The following is a 22,704-nucleotide window of genomic DNA, read 5'->3' on the forward strand; positions in this document are numbered from 1 at the left end:
ATGAGATTACAGAAGTTTTATTAGGTTCAGAGTAGTCACAGAGGCACAGAGGTAAGGATTAATGCACACTGGGCTGTTATTAGTTAATTAGTAAATCACGGAGGTAGTAAAAGCGATCGCTTCTCCAATCACTACCTTTAATTCTTCCTAAATAACCTGTTAATGGTGATGAAAGTTCTATTAAAATTTCGTGCATTTCTTCTGTTTTTAATGGCTGTGGCGGATTTGAACCGAAATATGCACCATGTAAAGCCTCAACCCCAGAAAATTCTATACCTGAGTTTTGTAAATAATTTTTAACAAGCTGTATAATGTGCGATCGCATACTCAAATCTAAATAAACTTGGTCAATATATCTTTCAACTTCTTGATCAGATTGACCTGCTTTTAAGTATTCTTTCAGCCTAAATAAATCTACTGAATTGCGGTGATTGCTTTGCAATTTAACGAGTTTTTCAAGTGTTTCTGGGTTCATAATAGCCATATCTTGTATTTTTGCAGCATCATTGAGTTGGATTGTAGCTTCACCTGGCCCGATAATTAATTTAGTCGCTTGCTTAAATAATTCCTGGCTTTTTAAGCGTAGAGTTCCTAAGTTTAATAGTTGTACTGCGGTATCATTAGGAATTTTTTTACCAGCTTTGCATTCTGCAACTAATGGATAAGGTTGTGAACAGAATACATCTACACCACCAGCACCACCTTTATGGAAATAGTCAACTGTAAAGCCTAAAAATTCAAGGCTTCGACGAACTATAATTTCAAAATCTGTCCCAGCTTGATAATTATTTTTTCCCGCATCTTCTTCTTTACTACGATTACCCAGAGATGCAATCTCATTTATCCAAGCTAAATCTGTATTTATTGACTGAATCTGCTTAGTATTTTTCCAACCTAAAAATATTTGAATATCATCATCTAATTCTTTAACTGCTGGTTTAGTAATTGCAAGTGGAGCTAGAATACTCTGCAATTCTTCTAATTCAGGATGCGGTGGAGGTTCTAAGTTCTCTAGTTGTTTTCTGCGTTGTGCGAAGATGCGATCATTTAATATTGGGTTGTCTTCAGAACCCTTAAAATTAGGTAAACTAACGAATCTACCTAACTTTTCTTGAATGTTGGGATTAACTGCAACTTCACAGACATGAGATAAATGATAAACACGTAAGTAAGCCAGAAATATGTTTTCTTGCTTCTGTATGATGGACTCAAATGCTTCTGATGTCCATATTGTTAACTCAGATAAAAGCTTTAAAGGTTTAGTCTTGTCTATAATTTGGCAAAGTTCACATTTAGCCCAAGCTTTAATTGAGACAGTTTGAGACGAGTTTAATTTAATATTTTTTTGAGTAATTGATAATAAATTGGCGTGATAGTATTGCCCAATTGAAAGTATATTGTTGGAATACTCAGCAGGATAAAGAGAAAACCTCTGCCCAGGACGCATAAACATCTTGGGCATAGCTGCAATTGTTCGCCCCTGTATTAAAGCTTCAATTTCAGGGGCAGGTAAACATAATGCTGTTGGAAGTGAAAACAGCTGATTCATTTCTAGTTAACTATAAGGTTAATTCAATTTTTTCGTCATTAGTAAAGCTTTGAGGTATTCTCATTGGCAGCTCATCATCTGTCAAATTATCAGGTTCTTGTCCAGAAGGATCGCTGAGTATTTCTCTAATCAATGGATTATTGATTACTAATTGCTTCTGCTCAATAAAATCAAATATTTGTTCCTCTGTCAGTTCGTAGCTTTCACTGTTATACCAAACAAAATAGATAGCTAAAAGAGATTTAATATCTTGGCTTTGCAATGCTACCCATTCTCCACCCCTTTCTTGTAAAAGTATTCTCAAACGTTCTCTAGCTAATGCAGCACCTGAATTAATTTGTTTGGAACGAACTAAGCAGCCACGAGTTAGATTAAATTTTTTGTAATCAATTAATCGCTTCAATGTAGCACCTATAAATTTACCATCTTGTTGAACTACACTTACCCCAATCCTTACTTTTCCATCGTTACCAACAATTATGAAATCTATGAATCCCTGATCTGCCGCACTAGCCTCAATTGCTGCGATTTCATCAATAATTATTCCTTCTAATGTTTTACCTACTAAGCTATCAAAAGCCAGCCAAAGAGATTCAGCAATATTTACCTCTTCTTCCATTAATGAACCAATAGAAGATTCAACATTTGCTAGTTCACTATCAAAGTATGGTTTTACAGGATGGACTGTGGAAGATTTCCAAGCATTTGTAACATTTGGCTCTACTGTACAGGATTTATCATTAATAGATTGGCAAGGAAGAAAATTTTCTGCACACCATTTTAGAACTGACCTAATAGTTGGCTTACCCTTACCAAGTTCTCTGAGTTTAGCTTCGTCAAATGGGTAGAGAGGATGAGGAGGATTTTGATTATTTTCCTGATAAAATTCTTTTAACCATTGCTGAACGAGAGCAACGATATCATCAGCATTTAGATATTTTAATGCAATTGGTTGTCTGTCAGTTTGTTCACTTACTAATCTATCAACAACTGCCTCAGCCTGCGGTAATGCCCTAATTTGATCATTCCAAATTTCGGGATACATTGTTAGAAGTAAAACACCTTGTTTGAGACTGTTGTATAAATCTTTAGTTAAATTGGCAACAATTTGTGCTGCTGTAAATCCTGTATCAGAAACATCTGTAATATCTAATTCATCAAAGCAAATTACCGTAACTCTGTAATGACTTGTTATGTCTAATATCTGTCGTACATTACTTAATGCTTCAGCTTCTCTGTCTTCATTTTTAGGATTTGGTAAACCCAGTACATCACCTTGTGTTTGAGTTATTTCTAAACCTGATAGCCAATAGGTTGCATAATGAGCGTGTGTTTTCGAGAGTGTCCACAAAATAGCTCTAATGATGTAGGGGTTATTAATTTCAGGCTTAATTTTTAAGACTGATTCTGTTAAAATGTCAATTGTTTTAGTTGAATATTTGCTTAACCAATTTGGATAAATACTACTAATGTATTGTTGTGGTGTATTGTTCCAACCTTTAGCTTCATTGATTAAAGCCGTAGCTATTTCTTGCCACTGCATCACTTCTTGACTGCCAAATGCTCTCAAACTAGAAGCAACGGTTTGCTGAAATTGATATTTAATTTGATTCAAGTTGTCATACTTGCTCATGTAAATGAATAATGTATTATCTTGTGATTGCAAGCGATGACGTATACGGCTAATAATATGACTTTTACCTAAACCTTTTTCAGCAGTTATTGTAATACCTACAGTTTCGCGCTTACCATTACGTATTTTTTCAACTGCATCAAACACTGCTTTAGAAGCATGAGCATTAATAGATGGAACATCAGGATAACTTTTACCCCATATTTGCTGAGGTCTGACAACAATATGTCCTGCAAATGGGTTGTGATTTCTAATTAGTTCATCAATGGTAGACGTAGTAGCAATCATAGTATGTTGAAGTTTATTTAGTGAGGAGTTTAGAAAATCTAGGCTTTGAGAAGTTTGGCGTAACAACGTAGTCCATCTAACACAGTAGTAATGGAATCTTCTATTTTGTCAGGTGCATTATCCTCTACAGTTCCGCCTTGCAACTGCAAAATATCATCAGATTGCATCTCTAGCAGCCAATCATTAAATTGTGTACGACTCACCCGATCGCCTACTTGTCTCCTAATCCGATAAATTGGTACTAGATGATTGAAGTTGTATTCATAATTCAACTTGTCGTAAACTTCCAGCACCGTTGATTTAAACTCGTCATAAGATGTGATAATCGCCACCTTATTGCCCTGATTCGATTGCTTATCTGAATCAGCCTGAGAAATCCCTACACTATCTATCTGACGAATCCATTTAACCAACGCATTTGCAACTCGCACTCCAATTTGATTGCCATCAAACTCAAAATTACCGCTTTTTAATCCATCGCTAAGAATTTGCAAGCCTGTATCAGTCAGAGACATCTTTGCTACTCTGTTTGTAGTAGCGATCGCGATCGCTCCAGTTTCTTGTAATTCTTCAAAAACTACCTGATAGTCTTTGGCCTTTTCATTAGTCCGTATTACTCTCTTGGTGAGATCGCTTTTTTTAACTTCTGCTTTTGCGCCTCCTAAATCCCACAACGCCAGCAGAGTCAGAGTTTTAGCTTGAGCTTCTCCGCCTTTTAAGCCAGTATTCTTTGATACCATACAAATAATTCCATTAAATAAAACCAGTATAGTTTTTCTAGCTACTCAAAACGTTTCGTAAAATTACTGAAAGAATCACAGAAATTTACAATGATTTTAGATATTTTTAGCGAAATATTCCGATGATTTATTAGATAGAGTTACTTGTAAACGCTCACTATTTCTCTGCATATATAACCTAACTAAAAATCTATTTCCTTGGAGCGATCGCAATGTCTCTCAAAAGCAGGACGGAAGACCGGAATAAGCGACTCATCATAGCAAAAGGTAAGTACAACCTTCTTTAAAAATAGGCGTATATCCTACTGCTATGTTTTAGCCAGGAGATAGATTATGGTCGGTGATTTTTTGCGAAAAGCTCAGGATTTTATTGGTGGCTCAAGGCGTGACGAACGTGGGGAAGATAGGGATTATCGAGAATATCGGGGACGCGGGGGAAGACGAGACAGCGAAGACCGTTATGATGAAGAAGATGAGGAAAATTATGGCGATCGCCGCCGCTCCCGTGAAGACCGCTATGATGATGAAGAAGATGAGGAAAATTATGGCGATCGCCGCCGTTCTCGTAGAGACAGGTATGATGATGAGGACGAAGACGAATAACTATTTAAGAAATTTGTTTTAATTGCGCGATAAATCATGTAATACCAAATAAGGCAGTAGCATCAGAAGTTACTGCCTTTTTCTTGTGATTATATTGAACTTGTTGCAGCTAAAATTTCTTGCGATCGCTCAATATTTTTCCGCACAGATTGAGCCGAAATATGTAAAGCTTCTTGTTCACTATCGCTAAGATTTAATTCTAAAATATTTTCAATTCCACCAAAGCCTAAGCGACAAGGAACACCAATCACCACATCTTTTAAACCATATTCACCTTGCAGATATGTCGCCACAGGTAACAACCGCGACTGATTCAATAAAATCGATTCCACCATCACACTTGTAGCGGAAGCTGGCGCAAAAAATGCACCGCCAGTTTGCATCAATTCCACAATTTCAGCGCCACCGTTGCGGGTTCTTTCTACTAAGCGTGCAATTGTGTCTGCATCCAATAATTCTGTGATAGGAATACCGTTAACTGTAGCGTAACGAGATAAAGGAACCATCAAATCCCCATGACTGCCTAAAACCATCGCCTTGACATCAGCAGGTAATACCCCCAATTCCAAAGCGATAAAAGTTTCAAACCGCGCCGAGTCTAACACCCCAGCCATACCCATAATTCTGTTGCGTGGCAAACCAGTCGCTTCCCAAGCTAAATATGTCATCACATCCAAAGGATTAGTGACAATGATAAAAATAGCATGGGGAGAGTAGGCGATCGCTTGTTTAGCTGCGGTAACAACAATCTCCGCGTTAGTTTTCAGCAAATCATCCCGACTCATCCCAGGTTTACGGGGAAGCCCGGCTGTAATCACGACAATTTGCGAACCAGCCGTATCAGCATAATTATTTGTACCGATAATCTCACGATTATGTAATTCAATGCCCCTAGCTTCCAACAAATCCAGTGCTAAACCTTGAGGCATTCCTTTCACAATATCTAATAACACCACATCCGCCAGATTTTTTTCAGCGATGCGTTGAGCTAAGGTACTACCAACTCTACCAGCACCGATGATAGAGACACGCGGCAGACGACAAAGAATTGGGGAGTCAAGAGGATAAGACATAATTTGGGTAGAAAGTGCAACCTTTACAACCCCAGGTTAACAGCTAGTTTTCATGCCGCCAGCAGCTCAAGTCAGAAAATTGCATATATAGAATGGACGATAAAAAATTCACCAACATCATCACATTTGTAGAGACGTTGCATTGCAACGTTTGTACACTCCCTGTCTCCTGCTTCAAAATGGATTTAATACAGACAGAAATTGCTGTAAGTACATTTAATCTCTATAACTATGCTGCTGTTTATTCAAGTCCTGGTGTGTTTTATTTTAGTCATTATGGCAGGAATCAAGCTTTCCCAAAGTGCCGATATCCTGGCAGAAAAAACTGGATTAGGACGTACTTGGATTGGCACAATCTTACTAGCTGGTGTGACTTCTTTACCAGAGTTAGCAACAGGGATTAGTGCCATTGTGATCTTCAATTCCCCAGACTTAGCGGTGGGGGGAATTTTAGGTAGTTGTTTATTTAACTTGCTGATTTTAGCACTACTGGATATTTTGACTGGCCCTGAGCCATTGTTGAAACAAGCACAGATTAGTCATGGACTAGCCGCCAGTTTGGGTTGTGTGATGCTAGGTGTGGCTGCGGCTGGGATGCTGTTGGCAAAAACCGATGTTAATTTAACCGTGGGATGGGTAGGGATTCCCAGTTTACTATTAATTTTGCTGTATTTTGTTAGTGCTAGAACCATTGCCCAATTTGAGTCTAGACGACGTGCTGCCGTATTAGAAGAAGAAGTTGAGATGTTTCAATACGAACACGTAACTACTCAACAAGCCTATCGACAATTCTGTTTGCATTCAGTAGCGATTGTAATTTTAGGCGTGTGGCTAGCATTCTTAGGAGATCAAATTGCTGAAGTTACTGGGTTAGGAAAGAGCTTCATCGGTGCGATTTTGTTAGCTACAGCTACCTCTCTACCTGAAATAGTAGCATCAGTTGCAGCCGTGAGACTCAACGCTGTAGATTTGGCAGTTTCCAATCTTTTTGGCTCTAATCTCTTTAATTTAACTATTCTTGGCATTTACGACTTAGTTTATCTTCCGGGTAGCCTGTGGTTAAGTATTAGCCAAATACACATATTTACAGATGTTGTAGCGATGGTAATGACCTCAGTAGCGATCGCAGGTTTAATTTACCATGCTGTCAGTCGCTCCCGAATGTACATTACTTGGGATGGACTCACAATCATCGCTCTCTATATCGGTGGAATGTATGTTATTTACCGTAATTTACTATGAAATGAATAACTAGCGATCGCTATCTGGGAACACTGTAATCATCAGTCAAGTTTTGTATGCAAAGGCACACGCTGATGAAAATCGTGGCACAAACCCATAGCCGATTGGCAATGAAGCATTTACCTACAGAAAACTGGTGGACAGGAGGCTTATTAATTAGCTTTTGTTTGGGTTCTTTGATTTATCTGATATTTTTTAATGCTGTTTCAGCTAGTTTAACTTGTAATCGCGTTGTCAATAATCAAATCAATTGTGTATTGAAGAAGTTTTATCTATTAGGAAAAACCGAACAACAAAAACTTTTTGATCCTCAACAGGCAAGCATGAGAACTCTAGTTGGGAGTAAAGGCAGCAGAAATTATCAAGTAATTATTGCAACTCCCTTTGGAGAATATAGTATTTTAAAACCAACCACTGGATATCGATATCATCAGGGCATTGTTTCTCAAATCAATAATTTTATTGCTTCAGATCAAACATATTTATCAATTAGACAGCATCAATGGTATGAATATTCGATTTACTTATTAATGATAGGTACTGCTATTATTTGGAGTGCTTTTTTAATCTCATCTCCTGTAGTAACCTGCACCTTCTATAAAAGTCTCAACAAAATTGTTATAGAATACCAAGGTCTGCGCGGTAGTCGAATTAAAGAATATCCTTTATTCAACTTACTCCGTATTGATAGTCAAGAAAAAAATACTCGTTGGGGCAAATTGTACCGTCCTGCCTTAGTATTGAAATCATCAGAAACTATACCAATTCATCAGGACTACACTAATAAAAACATTAACCAAAATGCAGTCTATAGTATAAATAATTTTTTAGAATATTAGAGGATATTTAAAATGTTTCTAATGATGTATCAAATGCTTTTAGCTGAACCTTTACCCCCTTGAAAAAGCTAATAATAAGTCAACCCCCAAATCCCTCCTCTTGTGTGTACACCATAGGATTAATAAAGAGGGGTTAGGGGGGATCATTAAGACCTTGACAATACACCCTAGCCTCTATTGTGACGTTATTCAAAAGCTTCCAGTTGATCTAAACGCAACCAAATGTTTGGTGTTGGTACCAGTCCAAACTTCACTAAGGCATAATCGCCTTTAATATCTACTACTTCACCTTGGCTATCAAACAAATAAGCAGGAAAGCGAGTATCACTAGCTTTAGCTTCTAAACTATTTTCTAGCTTCTCGCGGACAGCACGCACCAAATTTCCTTTTTTAATTGGCATAAGTTCCTCTCTCAAGTGTTTACATCCTCTCATAGAGGATTATAGGGGATTGGGGACTGGGGACTGGGGATTGGGGACTGGGGATTGGGGATTGGGGATTGGGGACTGGGGATTGGGGTAAAAACTCCTCTGCCCCTCTGCTCCTCTGCTCCTCTGCTCCTCTGCTCCTCTGCTCCCCTGCTCCCCTAATGCTGACATTGGGGACAAAAATGACTGGATCTTCCTGCTAACTTCACTCTCTGAATTACCTCACCACAAACTCGACAGGGTTCTCCAGCACGATTGTAAACCCAGGCGACACCGCCATAGTTACCATTGATCCCCTTAACATTGAGGAAGTTACTAAAAGTTGTACCGCCAGCCGCAATGCTGGTTTCTAAGACTTGAATAATCGCGGTTCGCAAAGGTTCAATTTGCTTTAACTCTAAATCTGCACACAGAGTTTGAGGTAATATTCCACTTTTAAACAGTGCTTCATCAGCATAGATATTACCCAAGCCAGCCACCACTGACTGATCTAATAAGGCAGTCTTAATCGGACGACGGCGATTATGCAGCTTATCGGCTAAATACTCAACAGTGAATTCTGGCGAGAAGGGATCAACTGCCAGTTTACCTAAACCAGTAATTACACTTTCTACAGCTACTTCTGGCGGAACCCACCACATCTGTCCGAAAGTACGCTGATCAACAAACCGCAATTCCTGTTGATCCCCAAAGAAGATTCTGACTCGTGTGTGCTTGTGCAATGGTTCATCTGGCTTTAACCATAACAATTGACCGGTCATTCGCAGATGTACACCCAGCCAACCGCCGGAGGGGGATGGGGGAGTGGAGGGAGTGGGGGGAGTGTCAGAGAGTTCTGCTAAGAGATACTTACCGCGACGATGCCAATTAATTATGGCTTTGCCTGCGATCGCATTTACAAAATCATCCACAGAAAAAGGGTGGGCGATGGTGCGATTGAGCAACACATCTCCACCCGTGATTTGCCGTTGGAGGGTCAATTGATTTAAACCCCGGCGGACTGTTTCAACTTCAGGCAGTTCAGGCATTTAAGCTGATTGAGCAAACAATTGGAATTATTTATAGGGATCATAGAACATATAAGGATATAGATACTTCGTGTGACTTACCATGCTACTGGAGACAATCCGCAAATACCCGCAGGTCGGCTGATTATTCCGTAGGGTAGTCTGGGGTGAAGAATGAAAAAATTATAATTTTCATACTTCGGTATCTATATTTCACCCTTCTCTTCATCATCCCATTAAATAATCCCCTCCAGGCTTGGCTGCTTATTTTTTCGCCTTAGCCTTTGGTGCTTCTACCTCAAGCAGTTCATCTGGAGCAAAGTTGTTGGTGTTGATGCCAGAATAATTGACCTTATCAAAGCGGACAATTACGGAGTATTTAATGCCACTTTGGTCTACAGAAGCAACAGTTCCGACATCTTGGAACCAGTAGGATTCTGGGCGAAGAATACGTACTTTAGAACCACGTTGAACCATGATTATCTTCCCTTTTAGTTATCAATCGCCATTATGTAGGGCTAATTGATTTCACTCTACAACTTGAAGGTCGTTACTAGAGTCTTTGTTAAGTTATTTGTCAATTGGGAATGGGGAATGGGGCAGTAGACAATAGGCAATAGTCCATTTTCATTAGTCTTTTCTCCCTTATCCTCCACTCTGAATTTTGAATTGTATTGCCCCCTGGCTCCCGTCACTATCCACCAATCTCTACCCTTAGTTGCTTTTACGTCCCCAATTACAAACCTAGTATGGTGTCAGACCCTCCTTGACAAAGTGTCAGTTATCGCATAAGTTCGTTCGCAAACACACATTTAAGGAAAATCTTATGTTTTACTTAAAACAAACACACTACCCTCGTTACCCCTGCCAATGCGTAAATTTTCATCTAGGTAGGTGATATCCAACCAACCCTGTTGTGTCTCACTGTTGATGGGTACATCCAGCGCCATAAATTTTTTTCCGGCGACAATTTGTTGGATAAAATTCTCAGGAGAAGTGTATCCTATTAATCGTTGTAACCCAACAATAGAACGCTGAAATTTTACTTGGACACGCCGTTCCGAAACTGGCTCAAATTTGGCAGCTACACTGACTAATCCTTCTAGATAAGGTAAGCCATAAATTTCGGCAATGTTGTAAACGCTGGTAGTTTCTACCCGAATACACTGATAAATTTGACCAAGTTTATATACAGGTAGGCGATCTATGTTTAAGAGAGCCTTACTACTGGTGTAGAGTAAGCGCCAATTGCCTTCAAGCAAGTCGGCAGCCTCTAACGGGCGCGGTGTCGGATTCAGGTCTTCTAAGGTGGCGATCGCTGCTAAGATAGCCTGCTTCTGGGGTTGACTCGCCAATAAACCGCGATTGGTGCCTGCGATCGCATCTAATAGAGCCGTTTTTTTGAACATCACCCATTCCCTCAAGAATGATTAAAATTAAACCCACATTAAGTTGATATTAATGTCTATGTATGAAACCGGAAAAATTACTCAGAATCAGTTGTTAATTCCTCTATCACTATTAAATAAAATATTTTTCTTAGCTTGCGGATTTAGAAACCTAAGAGTTGAAGAAATAACTAAATTATTCCGTCTCAAGTGATAGACTTCTTAATGTCTAGTTACATAAGCTTTTTTGTGTATTCGTCGATATGTTGAATTCTCCTTTACGTGAAGAACCCCGGAACCAGCGTGCTGCTGTCATCCCTCTCAAACAAGAGTCTTCTTTATTGGATTGGTTGCAAGCCAATGGCCGGATCATTGCGCGTGACGTTCATGAATCTGATTTTCAGGATGAAGAAGAAGAAATATCAGAATTTCTCGGTGGAGATGATGGTATCGACTACCTGGATGATGATGATGATGACATCACCATAGATGAAGATTAGTCTTTGTAGACGGGGACTTCAGACAGATATATTGTCCCTGTGATTCAGTTTTGTAAGTGTGGAGTGAAGGGAAAGATTTGTGGACGCGAAATTATCTCCAAACCAAGGATTAAATGTTTCTGGGATTGGTCTGGCTTCTGGCCTCGCCGCCGGACTGGGTATAGCAGCCGTGATTTTAGATGGAATGGCAAACAGAACACCCTGGCAGGGGATGTCTCTGACACTGCCATTGTTACTGTCTGCCGTAATATCGGCTGCTGTGGGTTACTTGGTAGTACCCCTGTTGCAAGCACTCAAAACTGGGCAAATCATCCGTGAAGACGGCCCCCAAGCTCATTTAAAGAAGGCTGGCACACCTACAATGGGCGGGATATTTTTCATCCCTGTGGCAGTTTTAGTTGCTTGTGTGTGGTCTAATTTTGCGACCGATGTACTGGCTGTCTCCGCATTAACACTAAGCTATGGCTTAATTGGCTGGCTTGACGATTGGCAAATTCTCCGACGGAAGTCTAATAAAGGCATTTCTCCCCGGATGAAATTGTTATTGCAAATTGGGTTTGCGATCGCTTTTTGTCTGTGGCTGATGTTTAATCAACCCGCTAATATTACAAATATTGCTCTACCTTGGGTCAGCTTTGCCATACCTTTGGGATTCTTATTCTGGCCTTTGGCTGGCTTTGTCCTCGTGGCAGAGAGTAACGCCACGAATCTAACTGATGGTATTGATGGTTTAGCAGGGGGAACCGTAGCGATCGCCCTGTTAGCATTAGGTGCTATAGTTGCTCCTACTTCCCTAGGATTAATGGTTTTCTGCGCTGCTTTGAGTGGTAGCTGTTTAGGTTTCTTAGCCCACAACCGCAACCCAGCCCGTGTGTTCATGGGAGATACCGGTTCTCTGGCTTTGGGTGGTGCTTTAGGAGCAGTGGCGTTGTTAACTAACAGCTTAGTAGCCTTGTTTATTCTCAGTGGCATCTTCTTTGTAGAAACCCTGTCTGTGATGGCACAGGTAAGTTATTACAAAGCCACCAAAGGCCCCGATGGTAAAGGTAAGCGTCTATTTAAAATGGCTCCTCTCCACCATCACCTAGAATTGTCTGGTTGGTCAGAGTTGCAGGTAGTTGGTGTATTTTATATAATCGCTGCCATATTAGCGTTCCTTTGTGTAGCGATCGCTCCCTTTTAAATCTTTTTTAAACCAATAAAATTCCAATAACCATAACCCCGCTTTCTGCTAGATAGTGGGGTTGTTTTCATTAGATTAGGACTTACGCAACTGGCATATTCGTAGGGTGCGTCAGTGTTTGACGCTATTCTCAACAGATTTTTGGCATCTGACGCACCCTACAAGATAGGTTTAGTGTGACACCTGCGTAAATCCTGTAGATAATTCAGAAATTATTTGTCAACACATTGGATCTAAATTATAGAGTTAGTGAATGAAAAATGAAAAAATTAATTGTCCCAATATTATTACTTGGAATTAGCACCAACTTATTAGCAAGCAGTCCCAGCACTGCTAACCAGAGTCATTCATTAGTGGCTCAATCTAATAGTCGCAACAGAAACACAGAAGAATTTACTGTTAGTGGCACAGAGCCATTTTGGAGTGTCACAGTGAGCAAAAAAGGAATTATTTACTCTACACCAGAATCTCGCCAAAGCTTTCCTTATGTTGCACCATTAACAGCATCCGGCCGTCCGGTAGATTTAGTCAGAGTTTACAGATTAAGAGGTAGAAACAACACAAATAATACCCTAGTAATTAAAAAAGTAAACTCTTGTAGTGATGGTATGTCTGATATCAAATATCCTTACTCAGCTATATTCATTGTGGGTAATAAAGTTTTAGAAGGTTGTGCCAGATTAAAATAGTGATTCTGCACTCAGCCAATCCTGTGAACTGTAGGGCATAATTTGCCCACATAAATTTAGCTTGTTGACTCCGTGGCTTGTTAGTTGATCAATGCCACATTTTAGCCTGATGATTCCCTTGAGGATATTCCAGTGCAGGAAAGATGCTCACTGGACATGGTAAAATCTATGCCCTACTGATTGATCTTTAAGTTATTCCGGAAACCAAGGGCAAGTATGGGAAATTTACTATTATAAGGACTAACTCAGTAACCAGCTCATGAGCTACCACATGATCGGTAAAGTACTGCAAGCGCGCTACCAAATTGTCCAAAGCCTGGGCGCAGGGGTATTTGGACAGACATACATCGCTGTGGATATTAATCATCCACACAGCCCCAAATGTGTTGTTAAACAACTCAAAGTTAGCAGTTTGCATCCTAGCTACCTAGATACCATCAGATTACGTTTTTTAACTGAAACCGAAACCCTCAAACGTTTGGGAACTCACTCCCAAATCCCTGAGTTCATCGCTTGTTTTGAAGAGAATGAGCGTTTCTATTTGGTGCAGGAATATATTGCAGGCCATTCCTTGACGGCGGAACTGCCCATTAATCAACAGTGGGGGTGTTTGTGGAATGAGGATGAGGTGATCGCATTTTTAGAAGATACTTTGGGAATTTTAGAATTTGTTCACTCCCAAGGTGTAATCCATTGTGATATTAAACCAGAAAATATTATTAGGCGTGCTGTTAATGGTAAGTTAGTCCTCATTGATTTTGGTTCTATTCAATCAATTAATTTTGGTATGGATGGGGAATTATCCATCTATCAAGCTCCTGCAACTTCTTTAGGCTATATTCCCCCTGAGCAATTTATTGGTCAAACCCAGCCCAATAGTGATATTTATGCTTTGGGGATGATTGCAATTCAGGCTTTAACAGGGCTAGAACCGCTACAAGTCAAAGTAGATGCTTATACTAATGAAATTATTTGGCGTTCACCCGATACACAGGTGAGTGATTATCTAGCGGCTATACTGAGCCAAATGATCCGCTACAATTACCAAGAACGTTTCCAGTCTGCTGCTGAGGTATCGCGTGTCCTCAAGCAAATGGTATGGGAAACTGCCGTCACACCAGTACCTCAAATAGAGCTAATTGCAGATAAGCAAATAGAAGCAGATTCAGAGCAATCATCCCCCCTACTCACAGGCATGACAGTAGGAATAGCTGTTAATTCTTTATTAATGGGGTTGGGAACTTATTCTTTGCTCAATAGTTCTCCAGCATATTCGGAAACAGAAATTTTATATAACGCTACAAAAGAATATCAAGCAGGAGATTTGCAACAAGCGATCGCCTTAGCCAAATCAATCCCATCTTACAGTAATGTTTATCCAGATGCTCAAGCGACCATCGAAACTTGGCAACAGCAATGGCAAACAGCTGCACAACAATATTTAGTAGCTGAAAAAGCTATGTCTGAGGGTAGATGGTCAGATGTACTTAGTGCAGCTAATCAAGTTCCAGATATTTTATATTGGCAAGTCAAAGTTAACGATTTAGTTCAACAAGCCAAAATCAATATTGAAGCACAAACAAAAGTTTTATTAGCGAAAGCTTTTACTAAAGCTCAGGCTAGAGATTTTTCTACAGCATTAGAATATCTGCGGCAAATTCCCAAAGAAAGTTCTGCTGGTGCTTTGGTGCAGAATAAATTAGTTGAATACAGTGAAAAACGGCAGATTAGAGCCGCCTACTTTTTACATCAAGCCCGCAAGCAGGCATTAGTTGGTAACTTTGATCAAGCGGTAACATTTCTCCGCAAAATTCCCAAAGATACCTCTGTTTACGCTCAGGCTCAAACTAAATTGAATGAGTATAACCAAAAAATCCGCCCACAACCTCAAAGTCAAAACCTAGCCTATAGCGTAATTTCTTCTACTCAAAAAACACCATCGGTAATGAAGTTGGAAAACGTCAACCCTGATCATCACTTACAAGAAGTAAATATTCAGTAGGTGAATTCATGTAGTGGCGTGGCAAGGCTAAAATGTTGCATTAAAACTCTCTTGTGGGATGGGCTTCTAGCCCGTCCAGTGCGGGCAAGATGCCCACACCACAAGAACTATATTTTTGCACTACTTTAAGCTTGCCATGCCACTACAACTAAAATTCACCAGCTAAAGCGGAAACACAGCGATCGCAAATTAACGGATGCTCTTGTGATTCTCCTACAGTCGTAGAATAATTCCAACAGCGATCGCATTTTTCGCCGTCTGCATTCACTATCCCAATTCCCCAATTATCAGACTGCAAGTTATATTTCACATCTGGCAATTTCTCAGATGAATCTAATAATTCAACCTGAGAAGAGAGGAATAAATAGCGCAACTCATCCACATGATTTAAAGGTGAAGAAGTAGATTCTGCTATCTCTTGAAGGTTAGAAATTGCATAATTAGCTTGTTTTTGCGCTTGCAACATCCCTGTAGAAGCTTTCTCTTGAATTTCTAACTCAGTATTTTGAGCATCTTTTTGAGCTTTGAGAAGATCATCTCTAATTGCCTGTTGAGTAATAGCGTTAGTTGTAATTTCATGAACTTTCAATAAATGATGATAAACTGACGATTCTTCATCATCTTGAGTGTTCAACTGGTTAGCTGCTTGTGTTGGCTGTATATTTGCTTTTACTGCTTCCAGAATTTTCAGATTTGCTTCACTTGATGATTTTTTCAGCTTCAAAAGAAACTCATCTGTTGTTTGAAGGCTTTGAGAAATTGCTTCACAACTGTCTGAATGTGAAGGAGTATTAAGTACATGGCTTCCTGTATTCATTTGTTGCATCTGTTCGCGTAATTTTTCATCTGCGACATACAACAAAACTTTGGCTTCCAACGAAGAACCAATCATTTTTTCTATCCTGGCTTGTTCCATCACCTTATTAACATCGGTGCGGAGTGAACGCAGAGTCTCCCAAAATTCCCCTAAATCTGGATTATGCCATTTATCCTCTAGTTTCACCCAACCAGCTTGAAACACTGATTTATACGGTGTTTTGTAGGGAAGATATTGCCAGATATCTTCAGCAGTGTGACATAAAACAGGTGCGATCGCTCGTGCTAAATTTTCTAAAGCGATGTGGATAACTGTCTGACAACTGCGACGACGGAAAGAATTTGGCGCACTGATATACAGCCTATCTTTCGCTACATCTAAATAGAAGTTAGATAAATCCACCACACAGAAATTCTGCACAGTTTGGAAGAATCGGAAGAATTGGAAACTTTCAAAAGCTTCTGTCACTTCCTGGAACACTTCCCGGATACGGTGCAGCATATATTTATCTAACTGCGGTAACTCCTCAAAAGGTACAGCATCTTTTTCGGGGTCAAAATCATGCAAACTACCCAACAAGAACCGCGCCGTATTGCGAATCTTACCTCTGACATCGTTGAGTTGCTTAATGATATTGCTACCCAAACGCACATCGGCAGTGTAGTCAACCGACGACACCCACAACCGCAACACATCCGCACCATAGGGTGGTTCTTTCTTCTGGTCTTTTCCACCCAGAATCATCACCTGGGGATCAACCACATTCCCCACTGATTTACTCATTTTCCGCCCTTGTTCATCTAAAACAAAGCCGTGAGTTAACACAGTTTTATAAGGTGCAATCCCATTCACCGCTACGCTAGTCAGCAAACTCGACTGGAACCAACCACGATGCTGATCAGAACCTTCCAAATACATATCAGCCGGGTAACGCAACTCTGGCCGTTGCTTCACCACAGAAGCCCAAGACGAACCAGAATCAAACCATACGTCCATTGTATCAGTACCGCGACGGTAAGACCGACCATTATTACGGTAGGACTCTGGTAATAATTCCTCTACCGACAACTCCCACCAAGCATCAGAACCTTTTTCGGCAATGATAGCTTGCACATGGTTGATAGTTTCTTCATTCAGTAAGGGTTCACCCGTTTCCTCATCGTAGAATACCGGAATGGGTACACCCCAAGAACGCTGACGAGAGATACACCAATCAGAACGTTCCGCTATCATGGGCGTGATACGATTTTCACCTTGGGCTGGTATCCATTTTACAGATGCGATCGCCTTCAGTGCTTCCTCCCGAAATCCCGCCACCGAAGCAAACCACTGTTCAGTAGCGCGGAAAATCGTCGGCTTTTTCGTCCGCCAGTCGTAAGGATACTTATGCGCGTAAGCCTCCTCTTTCAACAGGGAACCCGCATCTGTCAGCGCATCAATCACCGCCTGATTCCCATCACCCAAAACATTCAACCCAGCAAACTGTCCTGCTTCCTCAGTAAAGTTGCCATTATCATCCACAGGCGCGAGAATCGGCAGACCATAACGCAGACCAACAATGTAGTCTTCTTGACCATGACCAGGCGCAGTATGCACCAACCCAGTACCCGATTCAGTAGTGATATAATCACCACCCACAACCACCGGACTTTCCCTGTCAAACAAAGGATGTCGATAAGTAGTATGCTCTAAATCCTGCCCCTTAAAAGTAGCCTTCACAGTCAACTCAGCCGAGATAGTAGTAGCCAACCGTTCCACCAACTCCGCCGCCACAATCAAATACTTGAATTTACTCTGCGTCTCTGCGCCTTTGCGCGAAACTTCCACCAAAGAATAATTGAGGTCGCCATTAACCGCCACCGCCAAATTCCCCGGAATAGTCCAAGGAGTAGTAGTCCAGACAGCCACACCCAAATCCGGCAAATACTCACCCAAAACAGACTTAACCGCCTCAGCCAAACCCGTCACAGGAAAAGCCGCATAAATACTCCGCGAAGTATGCCCTTCAGGATATTCCAACTCTGCCTCAGCCAAAGCCGTCTTAGAACTAGGACTCCAGTGAACCGGCTTCAAGCCCCGATAGATGTACCCTTTCAAATACATCTGGCCAAACACCCCAATTTGCGCCGCCTCATATTCCGGCTTCAGCGTCAAATATGGATTATCCCAGTCACCCCAAACACCATAGCGTTTAAAACTTTTACGCTGATCATCAACCGTAGCCAAAGCAAATTCCTTCGCCTTTTGCCGCAATTGCAGAGGTGTTAAATTTTGCCGTTCTGCCGACTTGAGATTTTGCAAAACCTTCAATTCAATTGGTAAGCCGTGGCAGTCCCAACCAGGCACATAACGCACCTTCCGCCCTTGTAGCAGTTGGTAGCGATTAATAATATCTTTGAGAATTTTATTTAAGGCATGACCAATATGAAGTGAGCCGTTTGCGTAGGGAGGCCCATCGTGCAGTATAAATAATTCGCCTGGGTTATTTTGCGACAGGCTTTCAAAAATTTTATTGTCTTCCCAGAACTTTTGGATCTCAGGCTCACGCTTGATGGCGTTCGCCCGCATATCAAAATTAGTCTTGGGTAAATTTACCGTATCTTTGTAGCTTCCAGGTTCTGTCACAGCTTCATGCCTAAGATTTATGTGTACAGGTTCTATCAATTATAGAAGATGGCAGGAAGTCCTAAATTAGCGATTTTTCCGACAGTGACCTTTTCTCAATTTAAGATTCAGATTCTAGTAGTTTTACACCTCAAAATGGGATAGACATAATTTGATTGACCCATTCCTCTGCGGTAGATGCTTCCCAAACGATAATGAGTGAGTCAATAGCATCACTGATGGGCAGATTTTGAGCCAAAATTAAAACCCCAGAACTGCTTTGCGACATGATGAAATTACCAAACTCAGCAGGCATAGTTTTACGGTCGTGAGTTACAAGCACTCTGCTATCCTGTGCGGCTATCATCAATACCTCTGAGTCTTGTTTGCCTTCCAGTCCTGCTACGTTGGCTGATTGAAAGTCAATGTTTGGTTGTCTGCGTACTACGCCAGTTACTATTGCTTGCTTGAGATCCGCATCTGCTTGAAATCTTACTACCGTCATATCTGACTCTGCTTTTGCGTTTGAGCAGTTTGCAATTTCTGATAAAGAAGCGGGTTATTTTCTCTCAAGGACTGTTGTAGTTTGGCAAACTCTACCTCACCTTCCTTTAAGTAAGCATCAACTAGCTCTCGGTTGGCAAGATAGAAAGCGATCGCACCATACACTTGTTCCAGTGAAAGTAACGGAAAATTCTGGGCAATATTTTCCGGTGAATCTCCATTTAAGAAAGCGTACACCACAGAATCAAGGGAAATACGAGTGCCTTCAATCCAATACCCTTGATCTCGTTGTTCGACATATTGTTTAACTGGGGTTGGTGATGCTGTCATACAACTACTAATATGTTGTAAATATAGAGTATTTTCAATCTTATCTTTTGCATTTTGCACATAAGTTTATGATAATTTTCAGTCACTCTGTATTCAAATTCTGAATTTTTATTTCAGTTTATTAAAAGCAATTTATCTATAGCATTAGAAAAAGCTTGAGTTTTTGCTAATGACCGATCATAGTCTCCATCAACAGCTTGATCAATAATTTTTGTAGTATTTAATAATATATCTTTACACTGATTATCATCCCATAATGCTTGTTCTATCAATTCACAATATTTACCGAATTTATTCGTTGCTAAGTCAGGAATATTTTTCCCTGCAATTTGTATTCTTAAAATATTGAGCATATGGTATTTAAATGAACTATATTTAGCATCTATCTGTCTTTTTCTAAACAGAGAATCTAAACAAAACTTTGCATATGCACTAACATAATATCCTATGGGATTATGTGAAGGTAAAAATATTTTATCTTTTGTCTCTTCCTGCAACTTTGCATGATATCTACCCGCATTATGCGCTTGCTCTAAAAACATAGATGCAAAGCATCTCATTTGAGAACGTATATCTATTATTCTGATTTTTTCAATTTCATCTATTCCATTAAATTGTCTTGGTCGTCTTTCATAATAAAGTTTCTTATCGTCTGGCATAGAATTGTAGTATTCTTCTAATTTTTTTTGAAAATCAGTTAATGCTTCAAGTTCCTCCAATTTGACAGGTGTTTGTCTATTATTAGTTTTAATTATTTTGTTCTTCAGTTTACTATCCCGATCTAAAGCTATTATTTTAATTGGTATATATAAGGAATCGTCTATTGATTCTCTGTTATTATATAGAATATAGCTAGTTTGACATCCATTAACAATTTGATAATCTTTGATAGTAATTAAGTCGCCAACAGGATCAACATACTCAGCCACGATAGTTATACCATTGTTAAACAGTACAAAAAACTGGCGATCATCAGAATTGATAGTTGCCTTTATTTCTTGATTGACATCATTTTCACCTTGAAAACCTCTTACGTTGTCATAAAATAATCCTCTAATTAGATTTCCATCCTCATCGGTAATTAATTTTAAATATTCGCTTGCTGGCAGAATAGAAATGTATGCTTGGTTTACGTCTTCTATTTTAGGAATAGTAGTACGTCTTTCAAATTTAATTTGTCTTGATATTTTGTTATTCGCTAATCTATATAAGTTTTGAATTCCATTGGCATCAATAGGGTTAAATGTTACTCTTTCAAAAATACCCATATCATCAAGTCTTTTACTTAAACCATCAATAGTTACCTTAAGATGTTTGTCATCTAGCCATTTACCAGTAGTAACATAGTATAATTTACATAAAGGTTTTCTATTTTTAAATAAACTACTTTTGTCATATATTAGTTCCATTAATTGAGATTTCTCTTTGATCTGAGCATTAGCTGGCAACTCAGAATTTTCGCTAAAAAAATCTGTAGCTCCTAGTAAGAATTTAGCTATTTCTCCAGCGTCAAAATTACTACTTGTTTTTGATTGAATTAATATAAATTCAACATCTAAATACTTATTTTTTTTCTCCAAATCTTCTAATTCTTCTTTGGAGGTTATTAAACTACCGTTAACAATGATCGCAATACCATCTAATGCTTTGTCAGCACTACCTCCAACATGAACATCCTCAAGTCCAAACTGATCATTATATTCTTTGGAAATTACATAATAATTAACAAAATGCTCAAAAAGCTCTGATTCTCGTAAATCTTCTGGAAAAGATTGTTGTTTTTTAAAGCTATTTAACAAACCAGCCGTAATTCTATCCATAAATAATAAATTTGTACTATATAAAATATGAAAATTGTACAGTATTTTTAGTTTTATAGCTGAGAATAGTTAATTTTGTAGGCTTCATAAAATGCCTGCTGACGACGAATACCAATCTCATCTACAAATTCGCTGTATGCTTCGTCTGACATATCACTCCAGCAACCTGCGAACTGCATGATATTTGTCGTGTCGCTACTACTGGGTTCTGCACTCAGCCAAAATTTATGAATCAAGTCATACAGTTGTGCTAACTTAGCATCTGGAATTTGCTGTACTTCTTCCCAGAGCTTGATTTTCCATTCAGAAGGGTTCATTATCTAAAATTTTTCTAATTTTTGGATTTTGCCTGCAAATATTCTAAGACAGCAAGGATGGTAGGCATAAAGACATCGCTGGAAACTCTAATAAAAATTAAACCCAACATTATATTTAGGTTAATGTTGGGTTTCACTATATCAACTAGCCTGATTATTGGGTGGTTGTTGTTCTGGTGGGACTTCTGCTGGGGGAGCTAACACTGCATCTGGGGCAATTTCTTCCACGGGGATGGGTGTTTTATCCTCAGCTTCATCATGTGGTTGGGCAGCTTCCACCAATTCCGGGGATGGGGGATGGGGTGGAATTACTTCTGTTACAGTGGGTTCTTGAGGCTCAGTTGTAGTTGTGGCAGTTGCTTCTGTTGGCTGTTCTGGTGCTACAGTTGGTGATTCAGATTCAGTAGTAGAAACTGGCTCTGGCGTTGGTGTTTCTCTCTTATCAATAATCTCCACGTCTGGTTTTGCTGTAGTTTCTGGTTGGGGAGTTGTCGTTTTTGGACTAGCAGGCGGTTGGACTCGATTTTTCAAGCCACCAAAAACGCCACCTAAACCTTGCTGTAATTGAGTCAAGCGTTGGGGTAAAGACAACTTTGCAGCCTGTTCTTGCAGTGTAGTTTTTACAGCCTCAGAACTGGGTACTTGAGTTTGTTGTAGTAAGGGAGTCAACTGGCGACGTAATGAGAGAGTTTGCCAACCAAACCACACCAAAAGCGCCACACTAGCCACATGACCGAGTAAAAGACCACCAGAAATGCGAGGAGCAAACACCCATAAAACTAGGGCATAAAAAAGTCCGACTCCACTCCAAATAAAATCATTCTTGCGGTGGATTTCTGGGAAAAAGAAAGCTGATAAGTAGATGGCTAAACTACCAAGGCCGACCACCAAAGCTAGGACATTTGCCAGCATTTTTTGGTTACTCCTTTAACTAGGGACTAGGTATTGGGGACTAGGTATTGGGTATTGGGGATTGGGCATGGGGTATTGAGCGGGATCAAATCTCCTCTGTTTCCTCTGCTCCCCAGTCCCTAATGAAAGCAAATTTTACAAATTAATTGTTGACTTAGATACAAATTAAAACTTTTTAAGTGTGTTTCTAGTGAGCTTTTATTGATTAGATTAACTCTTAATGTCTTCTTTAGGGG

General features: G+C 39.8%; 21 protein-coding genes. 7 read left to right on the forward strand and 14 right to left on the reverse strand.

Annotation, left to right across the window (positions count from 1 at the left end; genetic code table 11):
• Positions 1-79: 79 nt before the first annotated feature.
• From NOS7524_RS20760 to NOS7524_RS20770, 3 genes are read right to left on the reverse strand one after another with little or no spacing between them, the layout of a single operon-like run.
• Positions 80-1,549, reverse strand: coding sequence for a DUF1802 family protein (locus tag NOS7524_RS20760; protein ID WP_015140446.1), 1,470 nt, complete (start codon positions 1,547-1,549; stop codon positions 80-82).
• Positions 1,550-1,559: 10 nt separating this feature from the next.
• The gene (locus tag NOS7524_RS20765) at positions 1,560-3,470 is read right to left on the reverse strand and encodes a hypothetical protein (protein WP_015140447.1); all 1,911 of its coding nucleotides are present in this window, start codon (positions 3,468-3,470) and stop codon (positions 1,560-1,562) included.
• Between the two features lie 38 nt (positions 3,471-3,508).
• A complete protein-coding gene (locus NOS7524_RS20770) occupies positions 3,509-4,210 on the reverse strand; it encodes a hypothetical protein (RefSeq protein ID WP_015140448.1) in 702 nt (233 codons plus the stop codon).
• 333 nt (positions 4,211-4,543) lie between these two features.
• Here NOS7524_RS20770 and NOS7524_RS20775 point away from each other — a divergent pair, with 333 nt between their 5' ends.
• A complete protein-coding gene (locus NOS7524_RS20775; RefSeq protein WP_015140449.1) occupies positions 4,544-4,813 on the forward strand; it encodes a hypothetical protein in 270 nt (89 codons plus the stop codon).
• Between the two features lie 89 nt (positions 4,814-4,902).
• Here the strand turns inward: NOS7524_RS20775 and mdh are convergent, their stop codons facing one another.
• Positions 4,903-5,886 carry a malate dehydrogenase gene (gene mdh / locus NOS7524_RS20780; protein ID WP_015140450.1) on the reverse strand — a complete coding sequence of 328 codons (984 nt, stop codon included), beginning with the start codon at positions 5,884-5,886 and terminating at the stop codon, positions 4,903-4,905.
• A gap of 231 nt (positions 5,887-6,117) precedes the next feature.
• Between mdh and NOS7524_RS20785 the strand changes: the two genes are divergently transcribed.
• A complete protein-coding gene (locus tag NOS7524_RS20785; protein ID WP_015140451.1) occupies positions 6,118-7,128 on the forward strand; it encodes a sodium:calcium antiporter in 1,011 nt (336 codons plus the stop codon).
• 56 nt (positions 7,129-7,184) lie between these two features.
• Positions 7,185-7,967: a hypothetical protein gene (locus NOS7524_RS20790; protein WP_235622373.1), complete on the forward strand. Its 783-nt coding sequence runs from the start codon at positions 7,185-7,187 to the stop codon at positions 7,965-7,967.
• Between the two features lie 185 nt (positions 7,968-8,152).
• On the opposite strand, the gene NOS7524_RS20795 is transcribed toward NOS7524_RS20790, so the two are convergent.
• The 4 genes from NOS7524_RS20795 to NOS7524_RS20810 all read right to left on the reverse strand — a co-directional run bounded on the left by NOS7524_RS20795 (position 8,153) and on the right by NOS7524_RS20810 (position 10,811).
• Positions 8,153-8,368: an NAD(P)H-quinone oxidoreductase subunit O gene (locus NOS7524_RS20795; protein WP_015140453.1), complete on the reverse strand. Its 216-nt coding sequence runs from the start codon at positions 8,366-8,368 to the stop codon at positions 8,153-8,155.
• A 185-nt stretch (positions 8,369-8,553) separates the two neighbouring features.
• Positions 8,554-9,423, reverse strand: a complete 870-nt coding sequence (locus NOS7524_RS20800) for a DNA-formamidopyrimidine glycosylase (protein WP_015140454.1) — start codon at positions 9,421-9,423, stop codon at positions 8,554-8,556.
• Between the two features lie 243 nt (positions 9,424-9,666).
• On the reverse strand, positions 9,667-9,879 hold the full coding sequence (locus NOS7524_RS20805; protein WP_015140455.1) for a photosystem I reaction center subunit IV: 213 nt from the start codon (positions 9,877-9,879) through the stop codon (positions 9,667-9,669).
• A 347-nt stretch (positions 9,880-10,226) separates the two neighbouring features.
• Positions 10,227-10,811, reverse strand: a complete 585-nt coding sequence (locus NOS7524_RS20810) for a PAP/fibrillin family protein (RefSeq protein ID WP_015140456.1) — start codon at positions 10,809-10,811, stop codon at positions 10,227-10,229.
• A gap of 242 nt (positions 10,812-11,053) precedes the next feature.
• Between NOS7524_RS20810 and NOS7524_RS20815 the strand changes: the two genes are divergently transcribed.
• The 4 genes from NOS7524_RS20815 to NOS7524_RS20830 all read left to right on the forward strand — a co-directional run bounded on the left by NOS7524_RS20815 (position 11,054) and on the right by NOS7524_RS20830 (position 15,164).
• Positions 11,054-11,290, forward strand: coding sequence for a DUF3134 domain-containing protein (locus NOS7524_RS20815; RefSeq protein ID WP_015140457.1), 237 nt, complete (start codon positions 11,054-11,056; stop codon positions 11,288-11,290).
• Positions 11,291-11,369: 79 nt separating this feature from the next.
• Entirely contained in the window at positions 11,370-12,473 is a 1,104-nt protein-coding gene (mraY, locus tag NOS7524_RS20820) for a phospho-N-acetylmuramoyl-pentapeptide-transferase (protein WP_015140458.1), read from the forward strand.
• Positions 12,474-12,733: 260 nt separating this feature from the next.
• Positions 12,734-13,162 carry a COG3650 family protein gene (locus NOS7524_RS20825; protein WP_015140459.1) on the forward strand — a complete coding sequence of 143 codons (429 nt, stop codon included), beginning with the start codon at positions 12,734-12,736 and terminating at the stop codon, positions 13,160-13,162.
• 271 nt (positions 13,163-13,433) lie between these two features.
• Entirely contained in the window at positions 13,434-15,164 is a 1,731-nt protein-coding gene (locus NOS7524_RS20830) for a serine/threonine-protein kinase (protein WP_015140460.1), read from the forward strand.
• Positions 15,165-15,312: 148 nt separating this feature from the next.
• On the opposite strand, the gene ileS is transcribed toward NOS7524_RS20830, so the two are convergent.
• The 6 genes from ileS to NOS7524_RS20860 all read right to left on the reverse strand — a co-directional run bounded on the left by ileS (position 15,313) and on the right by NOS7524_RS20860 (position 22,468).
• Positions 15,313-18,606, reverse strand: coding sequence for an isoleucine--tRNA ligase (gene ileS / locus NOS7524_RS20835; protein ID WP_015140461.1), 3,294 nt, complete (start codon positions 18,604-18,606; stop codon positions 15,313-15,315).
• 130 nt (positions 18,607-18,736) lie between these two features.
• Entirely contained in the window at positions 18,737-19,090 is a 354-nt protein-coding gene (locus NOS7524_RS20840; RefSeq protein WP_015140462.1) for a DUF5615 family PIN-like protein, read from the reverse strand.
• Positions 19,087-19,419: a DUF433 domain-containing protein gene (locus tag NOS7524_RS20845; RefSeq protein ID WP_041555879.1), complete on the reverse strand. Its 333-nt coding sequence runs from the start codon at positions 19,417-19,419 to the stop codon at positions 19,087-19,089. Before NOS7524_RS20845 ends, NOS7524_RS20840 begins: the two co-directional genes overlap by 4 nt.
• A gap of 113 nt (positions 19,420-19,532) precedes the next feature.
• Positions 19,533-21,239, reverse strand: a complete 1,707-nt coding sequence (locus tag NOS7524_RS20850) for an AIPR family protein (RefSeq protein ID WP_015140464.1) — start codon at positions 21,237-21,239, stop codon at positions 19,533-19,535.
• Positions 21,240-21,292: 53 nt separating this feature from the next.
• Positions 21,293-21,556, reverse strand: coding sequence for a hypothetical protein (locus NOS7524_RS20855; protein ID WP_015140465.1), 264 nt, complete (start codon positions 21,554-21,556; stop codon positions 21,293-21,295).
• A gap of 141 nt (positions 21,557-21,697) precedes the next feature.
• A complete protein-coding gene (locus NOS7524_RS20860) occupies positions 21,698-22,468 on the reverse strand; it encodes a Ycf66 family protein (protein ID WP_015140466.1) in 771 nt (256 codons plus the stop codon).
• Positions 22,469-22,704: the final 236 nt, after the last annotated feature.

Origin of the sequence: Nostoc sp. PCC 7524 (assembly GCF_000316645.1) — a bacterium.
Taxonomy (GTDB): Bacteria; Cyanobacteriota; Cyanobacteriia; order Cyanobacteriales; family Nostocaceae; genus Trichormus.

Coding starts and splice junctions, on each gene's coding strand:
- NOS7524_RS20850 (WP_015140464.1), bottom strand. CDS start 21,239: ATGGATAGAATTACGGCTGGTTTGTTAAATAGCTTTAAAAAACAACAA.
- NOS7524_RS20860 (WP_015140466.1), bottom strand. CDS start 22,468: ATGCTGGCAAATGTCCTAGCTTTGGTGGTCGGCCTTGGTAGTTTAGCC.
- NOS7524_RS20800 (WP_015140454.1), bottom strand. CDS start 9,423: ATGCCTGAACTGCCTGAAGTTGAAACAGTCCGCCGGGGTTTAAATCAA.
- NOS7524_RS20840 (WP_015140462.1), bottom strand. CDS start 19,090: ATGACGGTAGTAAGATTTCAAGCAGATGCGGATCTCAAGCAAGCAATA.
- NOS7524_RS20760 (WP_015140446.1), bottom strand. CDS start 1,549: ATGAATCAGCTGTTTTCACTTCCAACAGCATTATGTTTACCTGCCCCT.
- NOS7524_RS20845 (WP_041555879.1), bottom strand. CDS start 19,419: ATGACAGCATCACCAACCCCAGTTAAACAATATGTCGAACAACGAGAT.
- NOS7524_RS20830 (WP_015140460.1), top strand. CDS start 13,434: ATGATCGGTAAAGTACTGCAAGCGCGCTACCAAATTGTCCAAAGCCTG.
- NOS7524_RS20855 (WP_015140465.1), bottom strand. CDS start 21,556: ATGAACCCTTCTGAATGGAAAATCAAGCTCTGGGAAGAAGTACAGCAA.
- NOS7524_RS20810 (WP_015140456.1), bottom strand. CDS start 10,811: ATGTTCAAAAAAACGGCTCTATTAGATGCGATCGCAGGCACCAATCGC.
- NOS7524_RS20770 (WP_015140448.1), bottom strand. CDS start 4,210: ATGGTATCAAAGAATACTGGCTTAAAAGGCGGAGAAGCTCAAGCTAAA.
- NOS7524_RS20805 (WP_015140455.1), bottom strand. CDS start 9,879: ATGGTTCAACGTGGTTCTAAAGTACGTATTCTTCGCCCAGAATCCTAC.
- NOS7524_RS20795 (WP_015140453.1), bottom strand. CDS start 8,368: ATGCCAATTAAAAAAGGAAATTTGGTGCGTGCTGTCCGCGAGAAGCTA.
- NOS7524_RS20775 (WP_015140449.1), top strand. CDS start 4,544: ATGGTCGGTGATTTTTTGCGAAAAGCTCAGGATTTTATTGGTGGCTCA.
- NOS7524_RS20790 (WP_235622373.1), top strand. CDS start 7,185: ATGCAAAGGCACACGCTGATGAAAATCGTGGCACAAACCCATAGCCGA.
- NOS7524_RS20815 (WP_015140457.1), top strand. CDS start 11,054: ATGTTGAATTCTCCTTTACGTGAAGAACCCCGGAACCAGCGTGCTGCT.
- NOS7524_RS20825 (WP_015140459.1), top strand. CDS start 12,734: ATGAAAAAATTAATTGTCCCAATATTATTACTTGGAATTAGCACCAAC.
- mdh (WP_015140450.1), bottom strand. CDS start 5,886: ATGTCTTATCCTCTTGACTCCCCAATTCTTTGTCGTCTGCCGCGTGTC.
- NOS7524_RS20785 (WP_015140451.1), top strand. CDS start 6,118: ATGCTGCTGTTTATTCAAGTCCTGGTGTGTTTTATTTTAGTCATTATG.
- NOS7524_RS20765 (WP_015140447.1), bottom strand. CDS start 3,470: ATGATTGCTACTACGTCTACCATTGATGAACTAATTAGAAATCACAAC.